Genomic DNA, 22,251 nt, shown 5'->3' with positions numbered 1-22,251 from the left:
TGATACTATAATTTTAGCATAAAAATAGAATCACTGATTACAGATGCAAGAACTTAATTCTTTTCGCACTTCATCAATTCTTCTTCAAAGAAAAATGTACCAGGATATTTATTAACGACATAAGAGTATCTTTTCATATTTTTTACATACTGGCTTTTTGATATAATCACTTGCTCTTTCGTCCTTTTTATATTTACCATTTCCCCGATACGAAACATTTCTACGCTCATAATCTCAATCCCTTTCATTAGTGAAGATAATGTGTCCTTACCGTTAATGAAAAAAAGACTCCTAGATGGAGTCTTTTTTTCTATAGTAATTATGCTTTGTTAACGTTAGCTGCTTGAAGACCACGTTGACCTTGTTCGATGTCAAATGTTACTTTTTGACCTTCGTCTAAAGATTTGAAGCCTTCGCTTTGAATTGCGCTGAAATGTACGAATACATCTTCTCCGCCTTCTTGCTCGATAAATCCAAAACCTTTTTCTGCGTTAAACCATTTTACTGTACCTGTTTCCATGTTATCGTCTCCTGTTGTGGGGTTACCACAAATGTATTACTACCCTTGTTCAAACATACGATTTTAAGACAAAAAATTCCTTAGAAGAGATTTCCTCTCTCTCAATTTTACACCGAACAAAAATAATTATATTCATCATACCATTTTTCAATGATATTAGCAAATACAGGAAGGTGTTATTTAATGTAAAAAAAGAAACTCGCTCATTTTACAGAAGCGAGTTTCTTGTTTTTATAACGATTCATTTACTTGTACATGGTATCTGCCCCTAGGTACAACCATAGGTGAGAGGGAGACAGGGTCATTGATGACAGTGCAATCTAGACCAAAGACTTGTTTCACAAGCTCAGTTGTGATGACTTGAGAAGGTTCACCTTCTGCGATGAGCTGCCCTTTTTCTAATGCGAAAATGTAATCTGCGTAACGTGCAGATAAGTTAATGTCATGCAAAACCATGACGATAGTTGTCCCGTATTTACGATTGAGATCGGTTAATAAATCTAAAATTTCTACTTGATAGGCAATGTCCAAAAACGTAGTCGGCTCGTCTAAAAATAAAATATCTGTTTGTTGTGTCAGTGCCATGGCGATCCATACTCGTTGTCTCTGACCACCAGATAGTTCGTCAATATTACGATCGGCAAGTTCTGCGATATTCATAATTTCCATTGCTTCAGCTACCGCTTCATAATCCTTCTTAGACCAACCACTGAACATTTTCTGGTGAGGATAACGCCCTCTACCAACGAGATCAGTTACTGTAATTCCCTCTGGAACAATAGGGGACTGTGGTAAAATACCGAGTACCCGAGCGAGTTGCTTCGGTGGAATTTGATCAATTGATTTCCCATCAAGAATAACCTGACCGGACTGTGGTTTGATTAGCCTCGCCATCGTTTTTAACAAAGTCGATTTTCCACAAGCATTTGCCCCGATAATGACATTTATTTTATTGCTTGGAATCTCCACATCCAACCCATGAAGAATCGTTTTCTGATCATAACCGGCTATGACTTCCTTCGTTTCAAATTGGTGTATTGTTTTCATTATAAACTACCCTTTCGATTCATACGGATAAGTAAGTAAATTAGATATGGTGCCCCGAGTAATCCAGTAATAATACCAACAGGATATCTAGTTGTAAAAGCAAACTGACCAATCAAGTCAGCTGCTAAAACAAGATTCACACCAACGAGACCTGCAGGAATGACATTAGAATACCCGACACCAACTAGTCTTTTGGCAATCGGTCCAGCTAAAAAGGCAACGAAAGCAATCGGTCCGGTCGTTGCGGTGGCAATGGCTAGCATGGCAACCGAAGTTAGTACAAGGAGTATTCTTGTTTGATTCGTATTGAGTCCGAGCGATGTCGCCGATTCTTCACCTAATTCAAGAATGCCGAGCTGTCTACCCAAAATGGCAACAATAGGCGCGCATAGGATGACAGTAATCATTAATGGAATCGTTGAATCTAGCTGAGCACCATTCAAGCTGCCGTTTAACCATCGTAAGGCAGTAGGTATATCTTCTTGCGCCCCTCGCATTAATAGAAAAGAAATGGCTGCACTCAACATAGCTTGAATACCAATACCGACTAGTATTAATCGTCCGATGGAAAAAGATTTTCCTTTAGATAAAATAAAAATAAGGAATACCGTTAATAATCCGGCAATGACAGATGCAATAGATACGACCGTGTTACTTGTATGGAAAATAAGAATACAAATTAAAGCTGCCACACTTGAACCAGCAGTAATACCCAGAATATCGGGGTTAGCAAGCGGGTTCCTTAGCATCGTTTGAAATGTATTCCCTGCTATGCCGAAAGCAATACCAGCAAAAAAACCAGCTAACATTCTCGGGAAACGGATTGTATTGACGGCAAAGGAAGCACCGCCAGCAGCATTCCCTGTTAGTGCACTCCAAATCTCTTGTGGCGGATAATAGGAGTTACCAAACATAAGCATGGCACAGCATAATGCTAAGGCTGTAGCAAAGAGTATGCTATTAATCAGTAACCAGCGCTGTCTTCTTTTTATTCGTCCCTGTTTAATAACGGTTAATAATGGATGTCTCATAGTGAACGCACCTTCATTCTAATCGCTAAAAATATTAATAAAGGCGCTCCAATAAAGGCTGTAACAACTCCAGCTTCTAACTCCCCTGGGCTACCGATGATACGACCAGCGATATCTGCGATTGTTAAAATGACTGCACCTGATATTGCCGACATGGGAATGGTGAATCTAAGATCAGCACCTAGAATGAGTCGCATCAAATGCATCGCTAATAAACCGACAAAGCCAATTGGACCGGCTAGCGCAGTAGCGGCACCACATAAAATAACCCCTGCAAATGCAGCGATTAAACGAATCATACCGGTTCTGACACCTTGTCCGGTAGCCACTTCGTCACCAAGTGCTAATGCATTCAAAGCAGAAGCAGTCATGATCGCAAGCAAAATCCCTGCAACTAAAAAAGGTAAAAAAGTGAAGATTAAGTTCCAGTTAGCAGACCCTACACTACCTACTTGCCAAAATCTAAATTGATCCATGACATATGTACGAGATAGCATAATGGCACTAACGAGGGAAGAGAGAGCGGCACTTGTTGCTGCCCCAGCTAAGACGAGCTTAAGTGGGGTCGCACCTGAACTACCCATTGAACCAATTCCATATACAAAAATCGCTGTTAGCATAGCTCCAACAATCGCAAACCAAATATATTCAGCTGCACTGCTAATTTGAAAAAAAGCTATCCCACAGACGACAAAAAGCGCTGCCCCTGTATTTACGCCAAGAATACTAGGGTCAGCAATTGGATTTCTTGTTACAGATTGCATGAGTGCGCCGGAAACACCAAGAGCAGCACCGCATAATAAACTAAAAATCGTACGAGGGATGCGTTCTTGCACAACACTTGAACTAAATGATTCTATTTCTGGGTGAAATAGACCGGTCATTAACTCATTCCATGATACAAACCTTGCGCCAAATGCCAAAGAGGCAACAACACATAAGCATAGTAGAATGATAGATGCAGCGAGCACAATTATCAAATGCTTTGGTAGATGCCTTTTTGGGACTTGCTTTTCAATTAAATTATTCATCAACTTTCTCAACCGCATCTGCGATTAATTCTAGGTATTCATCGATTGTATATTCGATAGAAAGCGGGTTAGGGTTCCCGGAAGCTGCAAGTGGTGTGTTGTTACCAATAAAGACAACCGATCCTCTTTCTATAGCTTTAATTTTGCCAAGACGAGCGTCTGCTTTTACTGCATCATATGTGCTTTCATCATTGTAACCGATGATAATATCAGCATCATTAAGTATATCAGCATTTTCAGCACTTAGAGATAAAGAGAATGCATTTTCATCTTGGATTAGATTGGTAATACTCTCAGGTGTTTCTAATCCCATTTCCTTTAGGAATGCCACACGTGGATCAGCAGGTGTATAGAGGTGGAACTGAGACAAATCGTTTGCTGAGAAGTTAGCCCAAACTACTTTTTTCCCCTTTAATTCAGGATATTCCGCAACTTTTTCAGCAACTAAATCCTCTGTATCTTTAATGAGTTGTTCTCCTTCTTTCTCCATGCCCATTCCTTTGGCATTAAGAAGCACTTGTTCACGCCATGTTGTTGTCCAAGGAGTAGTTGGATATGCGACAACTGGTGCAATTTGTGTTAATAAATCGTAATCTTCTTGTGTAATTCCAGAGTAACCAGCAAGAATAACATCAGGGTTGGAGTCTGCAATCGCTTCAAAATCAAGACCATCTGTATCTTGATAAATATTAGGATCTTTAATATCAAGTTCTTCAAGTTTTTTCGTAGTCCATGGAAGTAAGCCACTACCATCTTCTACACCATAGTTTGCTGCAGAAAAACCGACAGGCTCAACGCCAAGGGCTAGTACAACATCATGGTTCGCCCATTGAATTGTTGCTACTCTTTCAGGTTTTTCTTCAATAACTGTTTCACCAAAAGCATGTTCAATCGTAATTGGATATTCTGTTTCGGATGATTGATCTGTAGTTGTTTCCGCCTCTTTATCTTTTTCATCTTCAGAAGCGGTTGATTCATTATTTGAGCAACCAATTAAGGCAAACATGGCGGTAGATACAAGTAATAGTAGTAATAAGAACGACTTCTTTGCTTTCATTTTTTTCCCCTTCTCTTCTATTAAACTGTGACAATCGTATGTAGTAATTTAATAACGATAATCATTCTCATTCAGTGTATAATTACCTAGAGTAGAAGTCAATGATTTTCGGAAATTTATAATAACTTTATAAGTGAATGATTAAGGCAATCAAGCTATTTTTGAAAGGATCCTGTCATGTGGAAAATTTACAAAAGAAGAAATCATTGTTTAAAGGAAAATCCATGAATGGGGGATGGGGGGGGAGCATAGAAACGAGAATCACCTGACATAATCAAGGAATGGTACACTTTCATGAGATAACTGCCAAGATGTATAGGCAAAAGGAAAATGCGTACACAAAAGATGAAAACCCGCCAAGATGTGTTGGCAACTCCCATAAAACCCCACATCATATATTTCATTTTGTACTTACTGAAATAATCAAATATGTACATCGCTAGCTTGACACTGACAGTTGAATGTAATTAAAGAGCGCCGCAAAGGAGCAGTCACTGCCTTCTAGGAGAATAATTTTAATAGCCACCAGAATGCATGTTCGCCTCCCCTGACCGTGTGAAAACAATCACTCTAGATAACTACCAATATCAACTTAAATGAATGTATAATAATACCAAATGAATAAAAGGAGCTTATTCTAATTTATGAAGTTCACTCAAGCAGTTTTACCTCTTCTAGTTATCGTAACGATATTGTACTTGATGGTTAATCTTCTACTGTTCATTTTGTTTTCGCTGGCTGATGTTAATATGAATCTTCATACGGTGCTATATGCCATTTTACCAAGTGTATTGTATTTTTTATGTGTGTGGTTTGCGATAAAACGCTTACGTCCAAATAGGAGGGAGAAGCCCAAGCAACTTTGGTTGTTTTCTTTAGCATTGGTATTGCCAATCGCATTGATTAGCCTACTAGTTTTTAATGGCGTTCATGCCAAATTTAATGAAATGGATTGGAGAAATAATCCACACAAACGAGTGGGAATGATAGACGATTTGTTAAATACGTATGATTTAAAAAATAGACATTATAACGAAGTAATTGAAAAACTAGGAACACCAACAGAAAACACGTATTTTAAGAGTGACAATAACATCGTTTATTATTTGGGTAATGAAAGGAGTATCATTAGTATTGATAGTGAATGGCTAATCATTACATTTAAAGAGAATCGAGTAGCTAATTATGAATTGAAAACAGATTAATAAGAAAAGCGCAAGGCGCCTGGAGCTAGACATGAAAACTCATTGAAAAATTTTATACTTTCTTATCTAATAAAAAAGGGATGCAAGTAATTTAATTGCACCCCTTTTTATCATCATGCTTTTACTAGCGTTTGATCAACTACTTTACCCTCAAAGGCGGCTTCATAAATTGTATATATATCCTCTTTACACAATTCCATTGGACTTCGCGCGAGTAAACGAGTTTGTTTTGTCGCATCTTCTGTTAACGAATCAAGTGCATCATGGCCAATGTTAAAGCCTTTTAAAGAAGACGGGATGCCAACATCTTCGACTAAGCGTTTTAATTCTTCTACACAACGGTGGGAAGCTTCTTCTTGTGAAAGATGGGTAGAGCTAAAGCCCATTGTATCGAGAATATCCTTCATCCTTTTTTCACATGCAGAACGAATATAGCCCATCACATATGGCAGAAGAACAGCGTTTGAATCACCATGGGCAATATGGAATTGCCCGCCTAATGGATAAGCAAGTGCATGAACCCCAGCTACACCTGCGTTAAAGAAAGCAATACCAGCTAAATAACTACCATAGCTCAAGTCAATGCGTGCTTGTTTATTGTCGCCATGATGAACAGCTGTGCGGATGGATTGACTGATTAGGCGAATGGCCTGTAGTGCTAAAGCGTCCGTGACTGGGCTAGCATTTTTAGACACATATGCTTCAATCGCATGTGTAAGGGCATCGATCCCAGTAGCAGCTGTTACCTTTGCAGGAAGAGACATTGTGAGTGCTGGGTCAACAATAGCTACATCTGCAAGTAAATAATCATGCGTGACGACATCTTTTGTTGTTTCCAATGAAAGGACGGAGATATTTGTTACTTCTGATCCTGTTCCAGATGTAGTTGGAATTAAGATACTCGGTAATCCTTTTTTTGTAATCGATTTTGTGCCGGTTAGATTTAAATAATCAGCTACATCACCTTCATGAACAGCGATAACGCCAGCTAATTTTGTTAAGTCAAGTGCACTTCCGCCACCGATGCCGATGACCATATCAAAAGCGTGTTCGCGCGTATAGGAGACCAGTTTTTCCCCAACGGCAAGTGGTGGTTCAGGAACAACATCAGTGTAAACATCAGTGATATATCCTGCCTCATTAAGTGGATGCGTCACTTTATCCGTTAAGCCAATTTCTTTTAAAAAAGGGTCAGTAATCACAAGGATTTTTTTGACGTTAAACTTTTCTACTTCTTCAACGAGGTGGGAAAGAGCATCCCAGCCTGTGTAGCTTATAGGTGTAAAGGTGATTTTCTCAGACATGATGGTCACTCCTCTAATTAATTTTGGTTCCAAACAATTAATTTAGTTTCAGTCATTTCGTGAATCGCGTATTTCAAACCTTCTTTGCCCGTACCGCTTTCTTTCACTCCGCCATATGGCATTTGGTCTACACGATAGGTCGGAATATCATTAATCATCACGCCGCCCACTTCAAGTGCTTTAGAAGCATGGAAGGCAGTTTGAATATCATTAGTGAAAATACCAGCCTGCAAACCATAGTCAGAATCATTGATTGCAATAATACCATCTTCAATTGAAGAGATACGGTTAACAATAACAATAGGGGCAAACACTTCTTGGCAAGAAACCTTTGCAGTCGCATCGACATTCGTTAAGATGGTTGGTAAAAATACGCCATTTTCAATTTTTCCGCCTGTAATAATCTCTGCTCCTAAGGAGACTGCTTCATCAACCCAACTCAATGCTCGCTCCTGTTCAGCTGGATGAATCATCGCTGATAGGTCAGTTGTTGCATGCATTGGATCTCCGATTGTTAACGCCTGAGTAGCTTCGGCAAACTTTTCAACGAACGCAGGAAAAATCTCTTCTAGTACGTAAGTGCGTTGCAGAGAAATACAGACTTGCCCTTGGTTAGAAAAGGCACCTGTTACACATTTAGCTACGATTTCTTCTAAGTCTACGTTTCTATCAATAATCAGTCCTGCATTAGAGCCGAGTTCTAAAGCAACTTTCTTTAGTCCTGCTTTATTGCGAATACCAATACCAACGGCTGGGCTACCAGTGAAAGTAATCATTTTCACAAGCGGATTCTCGACAAGGGCATCTCCGACAATACGACCACTGCCAGTAACTACGTTAAATGCACCCTTAGGTAAAGAAGTTTGGTCAAGGAGTTCAGCAAGAAATAGAGCAGATAATGGTGTTTGCGATGCTGGTTTTAATACAATCGGGTTTCCAGAGGCAATCGCTGGTCCCACTTTATGTGCTACTAAATTTTGTGGAAAATTAAATGGTGTAATGGCACCAATTACGCCAATCGGTTCCTCGATTGTATAACCGAATCGATTAGCCCCGTTTTTGGCTGCGTCCATCGGGATCATTTCTCCTGTTAAGCGTTTTGCTTCCTCAGCCGCGAATTTATATGTCTCAATCGTACGGTCAATTTCACCTAGTGAGAATTTCAATGGTTTCGCTGATTCTAAAGAAATGATTTCAGCAGCTTTTTGTCGATTTTCCTTAAATAATAGAACAAGCTCTTCTAATATTTCTGCACGCTCGTAGGCAGTCAAACGAGCCATCGCTGTTCTTTTTTGATGCGCCATCTCAATGGTTTCTTCCACTTCCTCCTTTGAAGCTTGTGGAATTTGCGCAATCACTTTATTTGTATAGGGGGAAAGGAGTTCAGCATAGTTTGCTGAGTCTCTCCATTCACCATTGATATATAATTGTTTCTTCATATTAACTCACCTGCTTTTCTTGATTTTTGAGATCTTCACTATCTTTATTAAACGTTTTGTCTATTTCTCCTTTAAAGAAATCTTTTCCGTATAATAATAGACAAAGAATAATACCTACCGCAAACGCCCAAGCAGCGCCTTTAATACATAGAACAGCTGCGACAATCCCAGCTACACCAAGATCTTTTTGACTTCGTGCTTCTAAAATACCAACTTTCACACTTACATATCCTTGAATGAGAAGAGTTAATGCCATCGCAACACCTAGTATAGGCTCAACGAAACTTACGATTGGCAGTAACCATAAGCCGGTATTCGTTCCCCAGCGGAATGAACCCATACCACCGAAAATCGAGTCCATAGCTTTTCTTCCTTTTTTGAAACGCTCAACCATTACCACCTGCATCGCACTCCATACGGGTCCTGCCATCGTGACATCAGGTCCAATAATACTCATGGCACCATTACGAATACCGAAAATCCAGTGAGATCGGTTAGGGTTGTAATCAACCTTTTCATCAGGGCGGATAGATTGACCATCTTCCACTAATGCTTTTACTTGTAATACATCACCGAAAAGAACAATATAAGCAGCGAGAACAGTAGGGATGGCTGTAATAAACATCATGAATGGGGGTAAGCCTAATCCGAATACCGTGTACTCATTCCACAATGTAATAAAATCTGGAGATGAGAATCCCCATTCAATTGTTGGCCACTTTGCTTCCCCAAATAATGGGGCAATAAATACGGCTACTAGTATCACAGGGAAAATACCTAGTTTAGCAATGGTTTTCCAAAAGGCATTGCGGTTTTGGAATTGAATAAAATGTTTTGAAAATAAAAGATAAAACCCAATTCCAATAGCAATCGAGATGGTCCAAGGGAACAATTCAAAACGGCCACCAACTTGGAAAACAGAGATGACAGCTGCTAAACCAGCTCCTAGGATAACACCAGCTTTTAATGCGGGCGGAATAAAGCGAACAACCTTTGATGCCAACCCAGTAGCACCGAGTAATAATGATAGAATACCGAGTGTTAATTGGAAGGCGATCAGTGAGTGAACACGTTCAGGTCCTTCAGGGAATTGCTGACAGTACAGCATGATTAAAGGAATGGCTGGTGTAATCCAACCAGGTACAGCCGGATCACCTAGTAAATGATGTAATAAGTAAAAAAGTCCATTTAAAACAACAATAGCGAGTGCTACTTCAAAAGGCATACCGAGTAATTCCATTAAAAGTGGGATGGCTGATAAATCAACAGCACACATTAATAGTCCTTGCACATAATCGGGCCATTCAAAACGGTAATGGATAAAAGGTAAGCGAACCTTAAAAGGTCCTGCTGGGATATACGGTGATTCTTCGCCGTATTTTCTGTTTTTCCATTTCATGACGGTTTTTCTCCTCCTTAATTGTAAACCCTTACAAGTTAGAATATTAAATTATGAATACGTAACCATTTTTGTGTAAAGCGATTCCACATGAGTCGTTCAAGCTCATATGGAAGAGGGTAAGGGATTATGCTTCCAAAATGGTTACGTATTCATTTTTGCATAAATAAAAACTATTGATATGCCTTTGTTGTTTTCCTATTAAATACTTTAACAGATTCAGTGATTTTTACGCAACTGTTTTTTTTATTTTCAATCATTTCAATCAGTTCATTGATGGCTAGAAAACCTAAATTTTGCTCAGAGATACTTCCGACGGTTGTTAACTCGATACTACCGTGTTTACTTAAGTCAACATTATCGATACCGACTACGCTAATATCGCCTGGGACACGAAAACCGGCCTTTGTTGCTTCATCAATTGTTTGTAGAGCGATTGCATCTGTTGCAGCACAAATAGCTGTCGGTGGAGTCGGTAATTGCATCAGTTTTTCAAATGCTTCTTTTACCGCTTGTTTTGATGTATTCGTTTGAATCACATATTGCGATGCAAGGTATTGAGTGTTCATCCCTTCAACGAAGCCATCGTATCTATTTTTAAATGTACTAACGGTAGAGGGACCTCCAATCCAAGCAATTTGTTTATGACCTAACTCTAGCATATGACGAGCTGAAAGTATGCCAGCCTGAAAATTATCGATTTCAACAAAATGTTTATTATTAATATGTTTTCGATTATATGTAATAAATGGTATATCCATTTTCTCAAACTTCTCGAAAATAGGATCATCAAGTAAGATACAGGACATCACGACTCCATCTACCTTATTTTCAACTACTGAAGTATATGCCTCATTTAATTTCTCATCATTCACAAATTGAACATGCACACGATAACCTTTGCTATTAGCGTAATTAACAATTGCAGCTGTTGTATCGACAAAAAAAGGATTATGAAGGGGTCCAGAAAGTAACGCAATCGTGTTTGTTTTATTTTGTACAAGAGAACGGGCATGGGCATTAGGAATGTAATGAAGTTCTTCAATCGCAGCCATCACTTTATCTACTGTTGGTTTTTTGACTAGGTTTGGAGTATTAAGTACACGTGATACGGTCGTTTGAGAAACGCCAGCATGTTTGGCAACATCCTTAGAAGAGACCATCTAGTTTCCTCCTTTCAAGAAAAACTGTGCTTCCTTATTTTATCAGATTCCCATGGGAGAGAGAAGTCAAAATGACCTAGATTAAGTACCAGTGAAAAGGGTAAGCAGAGAGTATGAAAGGAAGCGAATAAAATGAAAAAAACGATGATTTTAGTGTTTACGAGTATTTTATTGTTTTCTGGCTCTGCTGTGTCGGCTAAAACTATCCATTCATTTAGCGACCAGACAACAATTTATGATTATATTGTCTCTGAAAGCTACAGTAAGAACGGTGCAAAGGTAGCCGTTATTGGCAGTAGTGTTGCTCGTGGGAAAGGGGCATCTCATCCGATGTTTTCTTGGTTTCGTTTATTAGAAAAGGAAGTGCGAGAACGCCATTTGCCACATAAAAAAAAGCTGTCATTTCATAACTTTGCTAAAAGCGGTTACACCTTAAATATGCTACTTAAGGATGGAACGGTTGAAAAGTTGGTAAAATCAGAGCCTGATTTGGTAATGATTGAAACAGGTGTCGTTAATAGTTATCAATATCATCAAAGCATAAAAGAAACAGAGCAAGCGATTAATAAAACCGTTGATAAAATTAAAAAGGCCTCTCCTGATACGAAAATTCTATTTCTTTCTCCCAATCCGACAACTGTTCTTTATAACGGAAAAATTGATAATAAGCGCAATCATTCTTATCAAGACTATTTAAAAGCAACAGAACAGTATATTAAAGAAAACGAGTGGCCATATATAGATATTTATCGACCGATGGCAAAAAGAATGGCGGACGGTTCATTTGAGTTAAAAGACACATTGGCAGATGGGGTGCATCCGAATAATATTGGTTACTATATTTGGTTTCAAGTAATGAATGAGTACTTTAATAAGCCAATCCCGTGGTAAAATGAAAGAAAACCTCGGAGCTGATGAATGTTGAAACAACAATTAACTTTAATGGAAGCATATATGATTGAGCTGTTACGTAATAAAGGTGTAACGGACGAAGAAATTATAAGAAAATCTTTGTCAAACGAAGCGACAGAGTGGAGAAAGTACAACGAGCAGTTCGAATTTGAACAATTAGCTCATCTGGCTCAAAAAGATGAGGCAAACTTTGTTTCAATGATTAACAATGGTTACCGCATCAAATTCCTTACCTTCCCTGGCTTGCAACGCATGTTAAGTATGAAGTTCGGATTAGAGAAAGACCAAGATTACACGCTCGTAGAAAACGGAGTAACTAATATAAAGGTAAGTGAGGAGCAATTAAACGAGATAGAAAAAGTTTTATCACTCAACTGGAAAATAAAGAGAGAAAAAACTTCGGTTTCTATTCAAAATGGCTAAAGAAAGATAGCATTCGTTTCTTCATTAGGCGAATGCTTTTATCATTTCTCTTTACTAGAAGACCATAAATAATAGAATATAGAAAAGAATAAAGAAGCTCCTATTGCGTATGGTATGGGAGAACGAAAAAGAATTAATAGACAAAAGGGCATGGTAATAAAAATGGTTTTTTTCCAAAACAAGCAATGATCTTCCTTTCCAAAAAAGGTTGAATATGTGAAAAAGAAAACTTAGGAGGAAATAATCACTTGATGAATTATAAATTTTCACCTGAATTAAGTCAGGCGATTGTTGATGGTATATTAAAAGGATATAGGCATTACATTCATGAGCGTGAACAGAAGAAACGTGAAATGCTTATTAGTACAGGTTATGCATGGGTAAAAGGCAATCATATTGAAGATGCCGTAGCACAAGAATGTCGCAAGCTTGGGATTCAATTTGAATTTTCTAAAGCCGGTTATGCATGGGGTTATCTTAAATTCGAAAATAAGGCAACAAACTCTTTATTTATCATTAAAAGTGGAGGACCTTCACCACAATCATCACCGAGTCGAAAAGAGGAGCACTATTTAGTTGAACTCTCCAAGATTAATCGTCATAGTGATTGGCAGCAATTAGAACAAATGAATGAAGTAGGAGAACAGTTAATGTTAGAAGACGTCACTTCTCAGAATTTTGAACAATTAAGCTTCGGTGAATTCGATTCTCTTAAACAAACGTTTGATCAATTTTATATTGTCTCCTATGAAATGGATGAAACAAAACTATTATCAAAAATTCAACTGCTTATGCCAACTCCAGGCATGAAGAAAATTCATTTAGTTGAAGACTGGTTACCTCTGGCATTTCATTCATCTTATCATATTACAGAGATTGAAGTAGAAGGAATTAGAGGAGAATAACAGGAGGGCTATCTATAGTAGATAGCCCTTCTTAATTATTGTTTTTGTTCTTTTATCCAATGAGTAATGGTATCGATGATCGTTTCTTGTTGTTTCTTAATAGAAATGTCGGCTGGGTTGTCACCAGATTGTTCTCCGTATACACCAAAATAGGCATGGTTTCCTCCTTCGATTTCTACGAAGTCTGCTTCATCTGGAAGAAAAACCTTCTTCTCTTCAACTTTAGCGGGCGTACTTAGGCCATCATTTGAGCCACTTATGGATAAGACAGGTAGTTTCGAATTTGTCAGTGTATCATTATCAGAGGCATAGGCACCCAGTAGTATTAAACCATGTACTTGATCTATGTTTTTATCGGCGTACATGGCTGCTGCTGCACCGCCCATTGAATGGCCTCCAACAAACCAATTTACATCTTTATACGTACTAATGATTTCGTTAGCTTTAGAAACATCAAGTATGGCGATGTTTAGTGTTACATGTGGTATAGCGATGAATAGATTTTCTTTAGCTAATTCTTGACCGATATAAGCATAAGCATCGGGTTCTACTTTTGCACCCGGATAAAGAATAATACCTATTTGACTATTAGGGTCACCGAATAAAAGCCAATCATCTTCAACGCTTATTTGGTTGTCTACGGGGATCGTTGGCTCACCCACTGAATGATAAGTGAGCTGAGTCCAGATGAAAAATCCACCGATTGCTGTAACTACTAGAGCTGATAGGATAAGGAATACTTTTGATTTGATTATCTTCTTCATAATTTGCCTCTTAAGTTGTATTTACTTTTTGAAAAATTTGTAGAGCGTATAGATAAAAATAACGATTAATAAAAGGATGAGGATCATCACAAAGCTTTTCACAGCATCATTAGGTGTTTTAGCATATATACCAATGTATGCCCAGATGAAAACAAGTGTATAAATAAAGTCTTTAAATCGAATAGAGAAAACAATCGCTAATATTGTAGCAACTGCTAACATAATAAAGGTCCAAGTCACTTCATTCAATCCGAGAAAAACAGTTTGTTCCATCCCTACAAACCAAACAAATACATTTAAAATACTTGCTACAGAAACCCAACCAATATAAATGGAAAATGGCAGTTTTTCAAAGAAAGTATGAGTTGTATCGTTTATTCTACCGTAGATTAGAATTAAGGTGACAAGTAAAGCAAAAATGATGATTACTGATGTTAGTAGTGCTTGAGCAGTAAAAGCTAGAATCCAACAGCCATTTAATAAAAAGTTAAGAGCTGGTAGGTAGCTAGTTTTTACATAAACAGCATCACCTCTCACAAAAAAAGCTCTGATAATCCAAATAAATAAAAGTAAATAAATGAACCCCCAAATGGAAAATGCAAAACCAGCAGGTTGTATTAAAGGTTGGTTAGCATCAGCAACATTGCCAACATTTGTAGCTGACCAATAATTTAAGAAAATCATTATAGCGAAAGTAATAAGGTAGACGATACCTAGTTTCTTTGACTGATTCATGAATGAGCCTCCCCTTGATAAATAAAATGATGGTATTAATTGTAATACCCTAAAGTGAACGGTAATAATCATAGTTATCTACCATGGGGAAGGCGAAGTGACATATTTCTTAATTTGATAGTAGTTGTTTTATTTTTTCCTCAAAATCACTTGGTTTATCTGTAGGACCGAAGCGCTCTACCACATTTCCATTTTGATTAATGAGAAACTTAGTAAAGTTCCATTTAATGCTTTTGCTTAGAAAACCTTTTGCTTCTGTCGTTAAATAATTGAATAAAGGGTGTGCTTCTTTTCCATTCACTTTAATGATTTCATGCATAGGGAATGAAACACCATAGGTCATCCGACAAGCTTCACTCGCTTCCTCAGCAGAGTCGAGCTCTTGTTTAAATTGATCCGAAGGAAATCCTAATATAACCAGTCCCGCATCTTTATATTTTTGATATAGGTTCTCAAGTTCTGCAAATTGTGGGGCCAAGCCACATTTTGTTGCGGTATTGACAATTAGTAATACCTTGCCTTCATATTGCTCCAATTGATAATTGGTACCGTTTTCGAGTTTTACGTTTATATCATATAAATTCATTTTTTCTCCTCCCCTTCATTTAATTGAGATAACAGTGTATTCAATTCTTGTAATTTTAATTTGAATTGATCATCAAATATAGCGAATGAATCCCATTTTGTAGCTTTAGTTGAAATCATTTCTGATATCGTACTTTCGGAGTTTCTACCTTTTGTGGTCAATGAAATGACTACAGATCTTTTGTCCATAGGTGAGGGTGTTTTCATTACATAATCTTTTTCTACTAGTTTAGAAATAATGGGGTTTAAAGTACCAATCCCTAACGATAACTTTTCACTTAATTGTTTAATAATCATATGATCATTTTCCCACAGAGCCAGTAAGACAATATATTGAGGGTAAGTGAGGTCAAACGGTTCCAGTGCTTTCCGGTATAACTTAGTATATTGATTTGTTGCTTTATAAATAGCGAAACATAATTGATTTTCTAATGTCTGTGCTTTTACTTTGACCACCTCCTCATTTACATCGTACACGATACATTATATATCGGGTACGATGTAAATGCAAAAATAAGATAACAATTAAATCATATGTAACAGTTGCTTTCAGTTTCTGTAAATTCCTCCTTTACAATACCTCAGTGATGTTATAATACGAGCAATAATTGTAAGGAGGTCCATTTTCATGATACTTCAAGAAGAAATTAAAGGACTAACGACGAAAGTATTTGGAAAAAACAATCAACTAATATACGATGAAGAATCGTTTATTTTTAAAAATGCTGAATTAAAAATCACTGGTTCAAATAATAAAATCCATATTGGAAAAGGGACAAAACTATCCAATATATTAATTCACATACGAGGTTCAAATAATGAAATTATGATAGGGGAAGATACCGACTTGATTGGTCATATTTTATTAAAAGGCAAAAAACAATCGATTAAAGTTGGTGACCGAACGACCTTTAAGAATGTCTATCTACTATCACAAGAAGGAAAGAATATTACCATTGGAGCGGACTGTATGTTTTCTTATGATATAGCCGTGAGAACAACAGATGCTCATTCCGTTCTTGACCTTGAAACAAATGAAAGATTGAACGGTGCAAAGGATGTGGTCATTGGTAATCATGTTTGGGTTGCTGCTAGTTGCTTGATTTCCAAAGGCGCGGTGATTCCGGACGATACGATCATCGGAGCAAGATCAGTTGTTACTAAACCTTTCTCCGAAGCACATACAACCATTGCGGGCTCTCCAGCTAAGATAATCAAAACAGGAACAACTTGGAGTCGAGAGCGGTTATAGTAGGATGAGATAAAATGCTAGATTTCACTAGTTTAAAAAGAACATGATGATATCTTAAATGTAATAAGGCTTTAAAATTTAATTGACTTATCATTCCATTTATTTGGCTTGACTAAAGCGTTTAGGGGAAGAAGCGATGATTTATCTTCCTGATTTTGGTTAGAGCTAACAATTATCCTTATAATATATGTATAAATATTGGGGAATTTAATTAATGGAATATCCATTATAAAAACGCCACAAACTCTTTTTGGGTTTGTAGCGTTTCTATGTTTATGGTAACTTCAAGAAATGGTTTCAGCGTTAGAGCGTTTATTTCCTTTGTAGATGAAATAAACAGCAATAATCATAAATATTAGTGCAACAAGTCGTTTCCAGTCTAAAGGTATGATTAAACTATCAAACCAACCAAAGTGATCAATAATCATACTACTTGCCAGTTGTCCGCTGATAATGGCAACATTGGCTGCTATAACCCCGATTTTTGGAACAGCTATGACAGAGAGAAGTAAGAACGCCGTACCTAAAAGTGCAGCGCTTAACTGCCATACAGGTGCTGAAAGGATTCCAAGTACATTGCCTTGACCGAAAAATATAATAATAATTGTCAGAAAGACTAAACCAGTTAACATGGTTAAAAAAGTTGTTTCGATAGTTCCAGCTTTCCGGCTGAAGGTTGCGTGGACGGATGACTGTGCACTTAATGCGATACCACCTAATAAGGTAAATAGAATCATTAAACTATCCATAAGGAGACCTCCTAGTTAATTAATATAAGGGCAATAATCATAGAAATTACTGCAAATACTTTTTCTTTATTGATTTTAGTTTGTTTAATACCAAGCCAACCAAAGTGTTCAATGATCATACTCATAATCAGTTGACCAATAATTACTGTAACCATCGTTATCCCAACACCAACAAAAGGAACACTTATAACGATAGCTGTTAAATATATGACTCCTAAAATTCCTCCAGAAAGTGACCATTTTGGTGCTTCCATCGTATAGGAAAGTTTCCCCTTACCAAAAAATAACCATATTATTCCCATGATAAGAGTGCCCATAAAGAAGTTATAAAAACTGGTCTCTAGCTTTCCTATTGCTTCTCCAAGTTGACCGTATATTGCGCTTTCGAAGCTAAGTGCTGTTCCTGCCAATACGGCTAAAATATATGCTAAGTAACGCACGAAAAACATCCCCCTAAATTTTAATTTTTATGTCCAAAATGAATGAGTTTCCCATGGAATATAGAACTCGAAAGTTAATTAATTATCTTGATAGGAACTTTGATGATTGAAGAGCATGATGAATCACCTCGCATTTTATTTGTTTGCGCATGCAAATAATAATTCAATCTTTGTTTCCTGTCAACTTAATTGGCTTAATGAGCATAGAACTTTGATTGTAGTGTGTTTAACGATATAATATGCTTATTAGATGCGTAATATAGTTTTTCGAGGTAGGGGATTGCATTGGAAACGCCTGAACGATTAGTCGACTTTTGGGTAAACTACTCAAAATTTTATAACCGTTTATATAACGCGATAGATAACGTTATACAACAGCAATACCATTTAAACCTTAATGAATTTTATCTCTTGTATCATTTATCACAAGCAGATAAATTTAAATTAAGGTTAACGGATTTACAACCCAAAATCGGACTTAGTCATAGCGCTTTGTCTCGATTAGTTACACGCATGGAGAATTACCAAAACAAACAACTTGTATGGAGATCAATTTGTGAAGACGATAAAAGAGCTAGTTATATTACTCTTACCAAAGAAGGAAGTCAGTTGTTTGAATCGATTTCTAATGTATTAAACCAAACTTTAGATGCATCGCTGACGAAACCAGACCTTGACCATATTATAAGAATGGTAAAAGGATAAATATCGAGGGACCAAAAAAAGCCGTTATGTGAGCTTTTTTGGTCCCTTTTTTTAGCAATCTAATGAGATTTCCTTACTTTACCGATATGCTGGATATCAGTTTGATGAGGAAAACGGATCACTATTATTTAATAGCAAGATTATCATCCAACTCATGGTGTTTTTTCTCCCTTGATCCAGATGCGCTGGTGATGATGATGATATTCTTACGCCAAATGGATATATATACGCAAATAACAATCTGCTAAATTAGTTGACCCAGATGGTCACAGAGCAAAGCTCGTTAGCGGAGCTGGTAAATTGGTTTGGAAGAACGGAAGAAAGTGTGGAATCAGGAATAAAGGTAGGTAAAAAAGCTTGGAAAAATCGAAAGTGGGCTATAAAAGAACCTGACAAACGAAGTGGAAGAATTTTTGCTATCGATAAACAGAAAGTAGACGACAAATAAACATACTGACTCCAGGTTATTCGCACTTGATTATCATAAATTACGGAAAAAAAGAAAAAGACAAAGACAAAAGTTGTTCACTTTCATTAGAAGTATAAAAAAATAAACATTATATAGTTTATCCCTCTCGCAAAAAATACCGCTTGTGCATTTCTTATAAAGTGGATAATTCTAGAAAACACTGGACATATACAGAACAGAATAAATTTTTCTGATAACATCTCTAGTATCAGGATATCCATCTAAGTAACAAATATTGTGTAACTCCTAAGAGATTTCCCAATTGATATAGAAAAATTGATAGCATAAGAAGCTGACTGTAAACCCCCTCCTTCACGTTAAGTTAATATGCTCCCCTTTAGGAAGACAGATTAAAAAGTAAAAATCTGGCTCTTATGGGGGAGTATTTATTATGAGTAATCTAATTTATTCTAAAAAGAAAAAAACGGTAAGAGGACCTATGCCTCAATAATTGAATGGCATACGCCATACAACAATTATGGCTAACACTTATCTCTTTTTGAAAATGCTACCTATTCACATACATTGGCAATTGCTATACTTAATAAAGAACATTATAATCAATCGACTACTCCCAATGCTCTTCTAATTCAATTTTCGAAATGCAGGTGAAGCTTGTGTTAATTAAAGATTCTTGGTTTACTGTGCAATTAATTGATAGTAAAACGTATGCGATTAGTGAATATGGCCACTGGGAAAAAGTACATTCGTTTTTGCTCATTGGTGAAGAAAAAGCGGTACTCATTGATACAGGTCTTGGAATAGATAACATTAAACGTATAACCGATCAATTAACTTCCTTACCTATTGAGGTCATAACAACGCATGTTCATGTCGATCATATTGGTGGACATGGATTGTACGATACGATTTACGTTCATGAGCTAGATAAAGACTGGTTAGTTAATGGTATTAGTGGTCTTACGCTCCAACAAATCCGCACTGATATACAAAGAGATATTACAATCCCCAAACCGAAAACATTTAATCCTGAAACATATCAGCCTTTTACAGGAGAGCCGACCGCTTTACTAGCGGATGGTGATGTGCTGCAATTAGGGAATCGAAAACTTAAAATCTATCATACGCCAGGACACTCACCGGGGCATATTACTATTTATGATGAAACACATAACTACCTATTTACAGGCGATTTATTGTATGATACCGAGCCTATATTCGCTTTTTATCCTTCTACGAGTCCATCTGATCTCGTGCGATCAATTGAGAAAATAGCGATGATTCCCAATGTAGCAAAAGTGTTCGGATCACATCATACATTAGGATTAGCACCGACTGTTTTGCAGGAAGCTTATGATGCAGTTCAGTATTTAAAGAGCCATCAATTGGATCAATTTGGGACAGGTATACATTCCTTTCAACAGATAAGCTTTCGATTTTAGTTTTTGTACAGAAAGAAGGGTGAATGGTGAAAATATACATGACAAGACATGGTCAGACAGAATGGAATAGAGAAAGAAGGCTACAGGGAAGATTAGATTCTGACCTAACAACAATTGGGAGTGAGAACGCCAAATTATTAGGAGAACATTTAAGCAAAGTCCCGTTTGATGCGATTTATGCCAGTCCAAGTGGAAGAACGATGATGACGGCGAGCCTGATTAAAGGCAATCGCCCAATTAAGGTTTTTACTGATGAGGATTTACAAGAGATTTATATGGGAAGTTGGGAAGGGCAGCAACAATCAGATGTCCAAAAACAATACGCAGATGAATTCCATGCCTTTTGGTGTGCGCCTCATCTCTATCATCCAACAGAACGAGAAAGTTTTCAGCAAGTACAGGATCGAGCAGTAAAAGTGCTAAAAAGAGTGATGACAAACCATAAGAATGGAAATGTTTTGCTTGTTACACATACGGTCGTAATCAAAACGCTTCTTGCCTACTTGAAACAAATACCTATGGAAAAACTTTGGGATGCCCCGTACATTCATGATACTTGTCTTTCAGTAATTGAAATTGTAAATGGTCAGAAAAACATCCTATTGGAAGCAGATATGTCTCATCTTCAACCTGACCAATATGAATTCACTTAGGGAGGTTATGTTGTGCAGAGAGAAATGACGGAAGCGGGCCATCTATTAAATGATAAAGGGGAACTTGTTCAATCAGGGTATGCAAAACAACTCCTGCTTACATATGATCGAAAGGCCATCAAGGCTCAAGCGTGGAGAATAAAGGAATGGGATTATTATTTAGTTTGTAATGATGATTTTGGTGTGGCTCTGACCATTGCCGACAATTCCTACATGGCTTTATTGAGTGTGTCTTTTCTTGATTTTAAGCGTGCTTCCTATCGAACGACAAGCATTATGAAGCCTCTTACATTTGGGAAGTTGAACTTACCGTCGACTTCAAAGGAAGGCGATATTGTTTACGAAGATAAGCGAATTAAGATGTCTTTTTCGCATATAAAGAATGGTAGGAAATTATGTTGTCATATGAAAAATTTCGATGGTAAAACTGACTTTGCCTGTGACATTGATTTAGTTAATGTGGCTAAAGATTCTATTGTAATGGCTATTCCATTTAAGGAAGATCGACAAGCGTTTTACTATAATCAAAAGATCAATGGGATGCGTGCAAAGGGCAGTGTCCACTATGGGCAAACAGAATATCAATTTCAGGAAAAGAATAGCTTTGCTACATTAGACTGGGGCAGGGGGGTATGGACATATAAAAATACGTGGTATTGGGGATCAGCATCTGGCGTTGTCGAGGGGAAAACATTCGGCTTTAATATCGGCTATGGTTTTGGCGATACTTCACTTGCCAGTGAAAATATGCTCTTCTATGATGGAGTGGCCCATAAACTGGAAGAGGTTACTTTCCATATCCCACAGAATAATGGAATCTTTGACTATCTCTCACCTTGGCGATTCACTTCAAGCGATGGAAGGTTCGAAATGGACTTCATCCCCATTTTAGATCGTAAAGATTACACCTCGGTCATAGTTATTTCTAGTGATCAGCATCAAGTATTTGGTCATTTCACTGGGAAAGCGGTATTGGATGATGGAACAACCATTGTACTGAAAGACTTTCTTGGTTTTGCTGAGAGGGTGGAGAATAAATGGTGAGCAAAAGGTGGTTATT

At 37.4% G+C, this 22,251-nt stretch carries 26 protein-coding genes and 1 pseudogene; 11 read left to right on the top strand and 16 right to left on the bottom strand.

Annotated elements, in window-relative coordinates; translation table 11 throughout:
• Nucleotides 1-53: 53 nt before the first annotated feature.
• The 6 genes from MHI57_RS12685 to MHI57_RS12660 all read right to left on the bottom strand — a co-directional run bounded on the left by MHI57_RS12685 (nucleotide 54) and on the right by MHI57_RS12660 (nucleotide 4,686).
• The gene (locus MHI57_RS12685; RefSeq protein ID WP_180316921.1) at nucleotides 54-230 is read right to left on the bottom strand and encodes a hypothetical protein; all 177 of its coding nucleotides are present in this window, start codon (nucleotides 228-230) and stop codon (nucleotides 54-56) included.
• Nucleotides 231-319: 89 nt separating this feature from the next.
• Entirely contained in the window at nucleotides 320-520 is a 201-nt protein-coding gene (locus tag MHI57_RS12680; protein WP_095371726.1) for a cold-shock protein, read from the bottom strand.
• Nucleotides 521-751: 231 nt separating this feature from the next.
• Nucleotides 752-1,567, bottom strand: a complete 816-nt coding sequence (locus tag MHI57_RS12675) for an ABC transporter ATP-binding protein (protein ID WP_340976633.1) — start codon at nucleotides 1,565-1,567, stop codon at nucleotides 752-754.
• The gene (locus MHI57_RS12670) at nucleotides 1,567-2,598 is read right to left on the bottom strand and encodes a FecCD family ABC transporter permease (RefSeq protein ID WP_251162210.1); all 1,032 of its coding nucleotides are present in this window, start codon (nucleotides 2,596-2,598) and stop codon (nucleotides 1,567-1,569) included. Before MHI57_RS12670 ends, MHI57_RS12675 begins: the two co-directional genes overlap by 1 nt.
• Entirely contained in the window at nucleotides 2,595-3,629 is a 1,035-nt protein-coding gene (locus MHI57_RS12665; RefSeq protein ID WP_095371729.1) for a FecCD family ABC transporter permease, read from the bottom strand. The genes MHI57_RS12670 and MHI57_RS12665 overlap by 4 nt, the downstream gene beginning before the upstream one ends.
• Nucleotides 3,622-4,686, bottom strand: a complete 1,065-nt coding sequence (locus tag MHI57_RS12660; RefSeq protein WP_095371730.1) for an ABC transporter substrate-binding protein — start codon at nucleotides 4,684-4,686, stop codon at nucleotides 3,622-3,624. Before MHI57_RS12660 ends, MHI57_RS12665 begins: the two co-directional genes overlap by 8 nt.
• Nucleotides 4,687-5,330: 644 nt before the next feature.
• On the opposite strand from MHI57_RS12660, the gene MHI57_RS12655 reads away from it, so the two are divergent.
• Entirely contained in the window at nucleotides 5,331-5,891 is a 561-nt protein-coding gene (locus MHI57_RS12655; RefSeq protein WP_340976630.1) for a hypothetical protein, read from the top strand.
• Between the two features lie 113 nt (nucleotides 5,892-6,004).
• Here MHI57_RS12655 and MHI57_RS12650 read toward each other — a convergent pair whose 3' ends face one another.
• The 4 genes from MHI57_RS12650 to MHI57_RS12635 form a co-directional block, all read right to left on the bottom strand.
• Nucleotides 6,005-7,195: an iron-containing alcohol dehydrogenase gene (locus tag MHI57_RS12650; RefSeq protein WP_251162207.1), complete on the bottom strand. Its 1,191-nt coding sequence runs from the start codon at nucleotides 7,193-7,195 to the stop codon at nucleotides 6,005-6,007.
• 17 nt (nucleotides 7,196-7,212) lie between these two features.
• Nucleotides 7,213-8,634, bottom strand: coding sequence for an aldehyde dehydrogenase family protein (locus MHI57_RS12645; protein WP_340976627.1), 1,422 nt, complete (start codon nucleotides 8,632-8,634; stop codon nucleotides 7,213-7,215).
• Nucleotide 8,635: 1 nt separating this feature from the next.
• Complete coding sequence (locus tag MHI57_RS12640; RefSeq protein WP_307316023.1) at nucleotides 8,636-10,033, bottom strand: hypothetical protein; 1,398 nt, start codon at nucleotides 10,031-10,033, stop codon at nucleotides 8,636-8,638.
• A gap of 173 nt (nucleotides 10,034-10,206) precedes the next feature.
• Nucleotides 10,207-11,196 (bottom strand): LacI family DNA-binding transcriptional regulator, encoded by a 990-nt coding sequence (locus MHI57_RS12635; RefSeq protein ID WP_307316020.1) that lies wholly within the window; start codon nucleotides 11,194-11,196, stop codon nucleotides 10,207-10,209.
• A 132-nt stretch (nucleotides 11,197-11,328) separates the two neighbouring features.
• Here MHI57_RS12635 and MHI57_RS12630 point away from each other — a divergent pair, with 132 nt between their 5' ends.
• The 3 genes from MHI57_RS12630 to MHI57_RS12620 all read left to right on the top strand — a co-directional run bounded on the left by MHI57_RS12630 (nucleotide 11,329) and on the right by MHI57_RS12620 (nucleotide 13,436).
• On the top strand, nucleotides 11,329-12,087 hold the full coding sequence (locus MHI57_RS12630; protein WP_340976625.1) for an SGNH/GDSL hydrolase family protein: 759 nt from the start codon (nucleotides 11,329-11,331) through the stop codon (nucleotides 12,085-12,087).
• Between the two features lie 27 nt (nucleotides 12,088-12,114).
• Nucleotides 12,115-12,531 (top strand): hypothetical protein, encoded by a 417-nt coding sequence (locus MHI57_RS12625; protein ID WP_307316017.1) that lies wholly within the window; start codon nucleotides 12,115-12,117, stop codon nucleotides 12,529-12,531.
• Between the two features lie 251 nt (nucleotides 12,532-12,782).
• Nucleotides 12,783-13,436, top strand: coding sequence for a spr1630 family ClpXP-sensitive toxin (locus MHI57_RS12620; protein ID WP_445293219.1), 654 nt, complete (start codon nucleotides 12,783-12,785; stop codon nucleotides 13,434-13,436).
• Nucleotides 13,437-13,471: 35 nt separating this feature from the next.
• Here the strand turns inward: MHI57_RS12620 and MHI57_RS12615 are convergent, their stop codons facing one another.
• From MHI57_RS12615 to MHI57_RS12600, 4 genes are all read right to left on the bottom strand, one after another.
• Nucleotides 13,472-14,200, bottom strand: a complete 729-nt coding sequence (locus tag MHI57_RS12615; protein ID WP_322909747.1) for an alpha/beta family hydrolase — start codon at nucleotides 14,198-14,200, stop codon at nucleotides 13,472-13,474.
• Between the two features lie 21 nt (nucleotides 14,201-14,221).
• A complete protein-coding gene (locus MHI57_RS12610; RefSeq protein ID WP_095371740.1) occupies nucleotides 14,222-14,935 on the bottom strand; it encodes a tryptophan-rich sensory protein in 714 nt (237 codons plus the stop codon).
• A 109-nt stretch (nucleotides 14,936-15,044) separates the two neighbouring features.
• Entirely contained in the window at nucleotides 15,045-15,521 is a 477-nt protein-coding gene (locus MHI57_RS12605; RefSeq protein ID WP_307316008.1) for a glutathione peroxidase, read from the bottom strand.
• Nucleotides 15,518-15,976 carry a MarR family winged helix-turn-helix transcriptional regulator gene (locus tag MHI57_RS12600; protein ID WP_157733876.1) on the bottom strand — a complete coding sequence of 153 codons (459 nt, stop codon included), beginning with the start codon at nucleotides 15,974-15,976 and terminating at the stop codon, nucleotides 15,518-15,520. The genes MHI57_RS12605 and MHI57_RS12600 overlap by 4 nt, the downstream gene beginning before the upstream one ends.
• A 172-nt stretch (nucleotides 15,977-16,148) precedes the next feature.
• Here MHI57_RS12600 and MHI57_RS12595 point away from each other — a divergent pair, with 172 nt between their 5' ends.
• Nucleotides 16,149-16,772, top strand: a complete 624-nt coding sequence (locus MHI57_RS12595; RefSeq protein WP_095371743.1) for an acyltransferase — start codon at nucleotides 16,149-16,151, stop codon at nucleotides 16,770-16,772.
• A 284-nt stretch (nucleotides 16,773-17,056) separates the two neighbouring features.
• Here the strand turns inward: MHI57_RS12595 and MHI57_RS12590 are convergent, their stop codons facing one another.
• Both MHI57_RS12590 and MHI57_RS12585 read right to left on the bottom strand, forming a co-directional pair.
• Nucleotides 17,057-17,521, bottom strand: coding sequence for a DMT family transporter (locus tag MHI57_RS12590; protein WP_095371744.1), 465 nt, complete (start codon nucleotides 17,519-17,521; stop codon nucleotides 17,057-17,059).
• Nucleotides 17,522-17,532: 11 nt separating this feature from the next.
• Nucleotides 17,533-17,970 carry a DMT family transporter gene (locus MHI57_RS12585; protein ID WP_412728600.1) on the bottom strand — a complete coding sequence of 146 codons (438 nt, stop codon included), beginning with the start codon at nucleotides 17,968-17,970 and terminating at the stop codon, nucleotides 17,533-17,535.
• Nucleotides 17,971-18,246: 276 nt separating this feature from the next.
• Here MHI57_RS12585 and MHI57_RS12580 point away from each other — a divergent pair, with 276 nt between their 5' ends.
• The 6 genes and pseudogenes from MHI57_RS12580 to MHI57_RS12560 all read left to right on the top strand — a co-directional run bounded on the left by MHI57_RS12580 (nucleotide 18,247) and on the right by MHI57_RS12560 (nucleotide 22,235).
• Complete coding sequence (locus MHI57_RS12580) at nucleotides 18,247-18,666, top strand: MarR family winged helix-turn-helix transcriptional regulator (RefSeq protein ID WP_157733877.1); 420 nt, start codon at nucleotides 18,247-18,249, stop codon at nucleotides 18,664-18,666.
• Nucleotides 18,667-18,745: 79 nt separating this feature from the next.
• Nucleotides 18,746-19,017 (top strand): annotated as a pseudogene (locus MHI57_RS25060) (RHS repeat-associated core domain-containing protein); the annotation flags it as partial.
• Nucleotides 18,929-19,114 carry a hypothetical protein gene (locus tag MHI57_RS12575; RefSeq protein ID WP_328198205.1) on the top strand — a complete coding sequence of 62 codons (186 nt, stop codon included), beginning with the start codon at nucleotides 18,929-18,931 and terminating at the stop codon, nucleotides 19,112-19,114. The pseudogene MHI57_RS25060 and the gene MHI57_RS12575, both read left to right, overlap by 89 nt.
• A gap of 623 nt (nucleotides 19,115-19,737) precedes the next feature.
• Complete coding sequence (locus tag MHI57_RS12570) at nucleotides 19,738-20,538, top strand: MBL fold metallo-hydrolase (protein ID WP_322909745.1); 801 nt, start codon at nucleotides 19,738-19,740, stop codon at nucleotides 20,536-20,538.
• Between the two features lie 26 nt (nucleotides 20,539-20,564).
• Nucleotides 20,565-21,191, top strand: a complete 627-nt coding sequence (locus tag MHI57_RS12565) for a histidine phosphatase family protein (RefSeq protein WP_322909744.1) — start codon at nucleotides 20,565-20,567, stop codon at nucleotides 21,189-21,191.
• A gap of 12 nt (nucleotides 21,192-21,203) precedes the next feature.
• Nucleotides 21,204-22,235: a DUF2804 domain-containing protein gene (locus tag MHI57_RS12560; protein WP_340976620.1), complete on the top strand. Its 1,032-nt coding sequence runs from the start codon at nucleotides 21,204-21,206 to the stop codon at nucleotides 22,233-22,235.
• Nucleotides 22,236-22,251: the final 16 nt, after the last annotated feature.

It is taken from the genome of Cytobacillus sp. FSL K6-0129, assembly GCF_038007625.1.
Classification (GTDB): domain Bacteria; phylum Bacillota; class Bacilli; order Bacillales; family Cytobacillaceae; genus Cytobacillus; species Cytobacillus kochii.
The sequence above is the reverse complement of the archived record's forward strand: the minus strand, read 5'-3'. Positions and strand labels throughout refer to the sequence as shown.

Bases quoted from the DNA above. Each gene is read 5' to 3' on its own strand.
- MHI57_RS12685 (WP_180316921.1), bottom strand. From the start codon at position 230: ATGAGCGTAGAAATGTTTCGTATCGGGGAAATGGTAAATATAAAAAGG.
- MHI57_RS12680 (WP_095371726.1), bottom strand. From the start codon at position 520: ATGGAAACAGGTACAGTAAAATGGTTTAACGCAGAAAAAGGTTTTGGA.
- MHI57_RS12675 (WP_340976633.1), bottom strand. From the start codon at position 1,567: ATGAAAACAATACACCAATTTGAAACGAAGGAAGTCATAGCCGGTTAT.
- MHI57_RS12670 (WP_251162210.1), bottom strand. From the start codon at position 2,598: ATGAGACATCCATTATTAACCGTTATTAAACAGGGACGAATAAAAAGA.
- MHI57_RS12665 (WP_095371729.1), bottom strand. From the start codon at position 3,629: ATGAATAATTTAATTGAAAAGCAAGTCCCAAAAAGGCATCTACCAAAG.
- MHI57_RS12660 (WP_095371730.1), bottom strand. From the start codon at position 4,686: ATGAAAGCAAAGAAGTCGTTCTTATTACTACTATTACTTGTATCTACC.
- MHI57_RS12655 (WP_340976630.1), top strand. From the start codon at position 5,331: ATGAAGTTCACTCAAGCAGTTTTACCTCTTCTAGTTATCGTAACGATA.
- MHI57_RS12650 (WP_251162207.1), bottom strand. From the start codon at position 7,195: ATGTCTGAGAAAATCACCTTTACACCTATAAGCTACACAGGCTGGGAT.
- MHI57_RS12645 (WP_340976627.1), bottom strand. From the start codon at position 8,634: ATGAAGAAACAATTATATATCAATGGTGAATGGAGAGACTCAGCAAAC.
- MHI57_RS12640 (WP_307316023.1), bottom strand. From the start codon at position 10,033: ATGAAATGGAAAAACAGAAAATACGGCGAAGAATCACCGTATATCCCA.
- MHI57_RS12635 (WP_307316020.1), bottom strand. From the start codon at position 11,196: ATGGTCTCTTCTAAGGATGTTGCCAAACATGCTGGCGTTTCTCAAACG.
- MHI57_RS12630 (WP_340976625.1), top strand. From the start codon at position 11,329: ATGAAAAAAACGATGATTTTAGTGTTTACGAGTATTTTATTGTTTTCT.
- MHI57_RS12625 (WP_307316017.1), top strand. From the start codon at position 12,115: ATGTTGAAACAACAATTAACTTTAATGGAAGCATATATGATTGAGCTG.
- MHI57_RS12620 (WP_445293219.1), top strand. From the start codon at position 12,783: ATGAATTATAAATTTTCACCTGAATTAAGTCAGGCGATTGTTGATGGT.
- MHI57_RS12615 (WP_322909747.1), bottom strand. From the start codon at position 14,200: ATGAAGAAGATAATCAAATCAAAAGTATTCCTTATCCTATCAGCTCTA.
- MHI57_RS12610 (WP_095371740.1), bottom strand. From the start codon at position 14,935: ATGAATCAGTCAAAGAAACTAGGTATCGTCTACCTTATTACTTTCGCT.
- MHI57_RS12605 (WP_307316008.1), bottom strand. From the start codon at position 15,521: ATGAATTTATATGATATAAACGTAAAACTCGAAAACGGTACCAATTAT.
- MHI57_RS12595 (WP_095371743.1), top strand. From the start codon at position 16,149: ATGATACTTCAAGAAGAAATTAAAGGACTAACGACGAAAGTATTTGGA.
- MHI57_RS12590 (WP_095371744.1), bottom strand. From the start codon at position 17,521: ATGGATAGTTTAATGATTCTATTTACCTTATTAGGTGGTATCGCATTA.
- MHI57_RS12585 (WP_412728600.1), bottom strand. From the start codon at position 17,970: ATGTTTTTCGTGCGTTACTTAGCATATATTTTAGCCGTATTGGCAGGA.
- MHI57_RS12575 (WP_328198205.1), top strand. From the start codon at position 18,929: ATGGTCACAGAGCAAAGCTCGTTAGCGGAGCTGGTAAATTGGTTTGGA.
- MHI57_RS12570 (WP_322909745.1), top strand. From the start codon at position 19,738: ATGCAGGTGAAGCTTGTGTTAATTAAAGATTCTTGGTTTACTGTGCAA.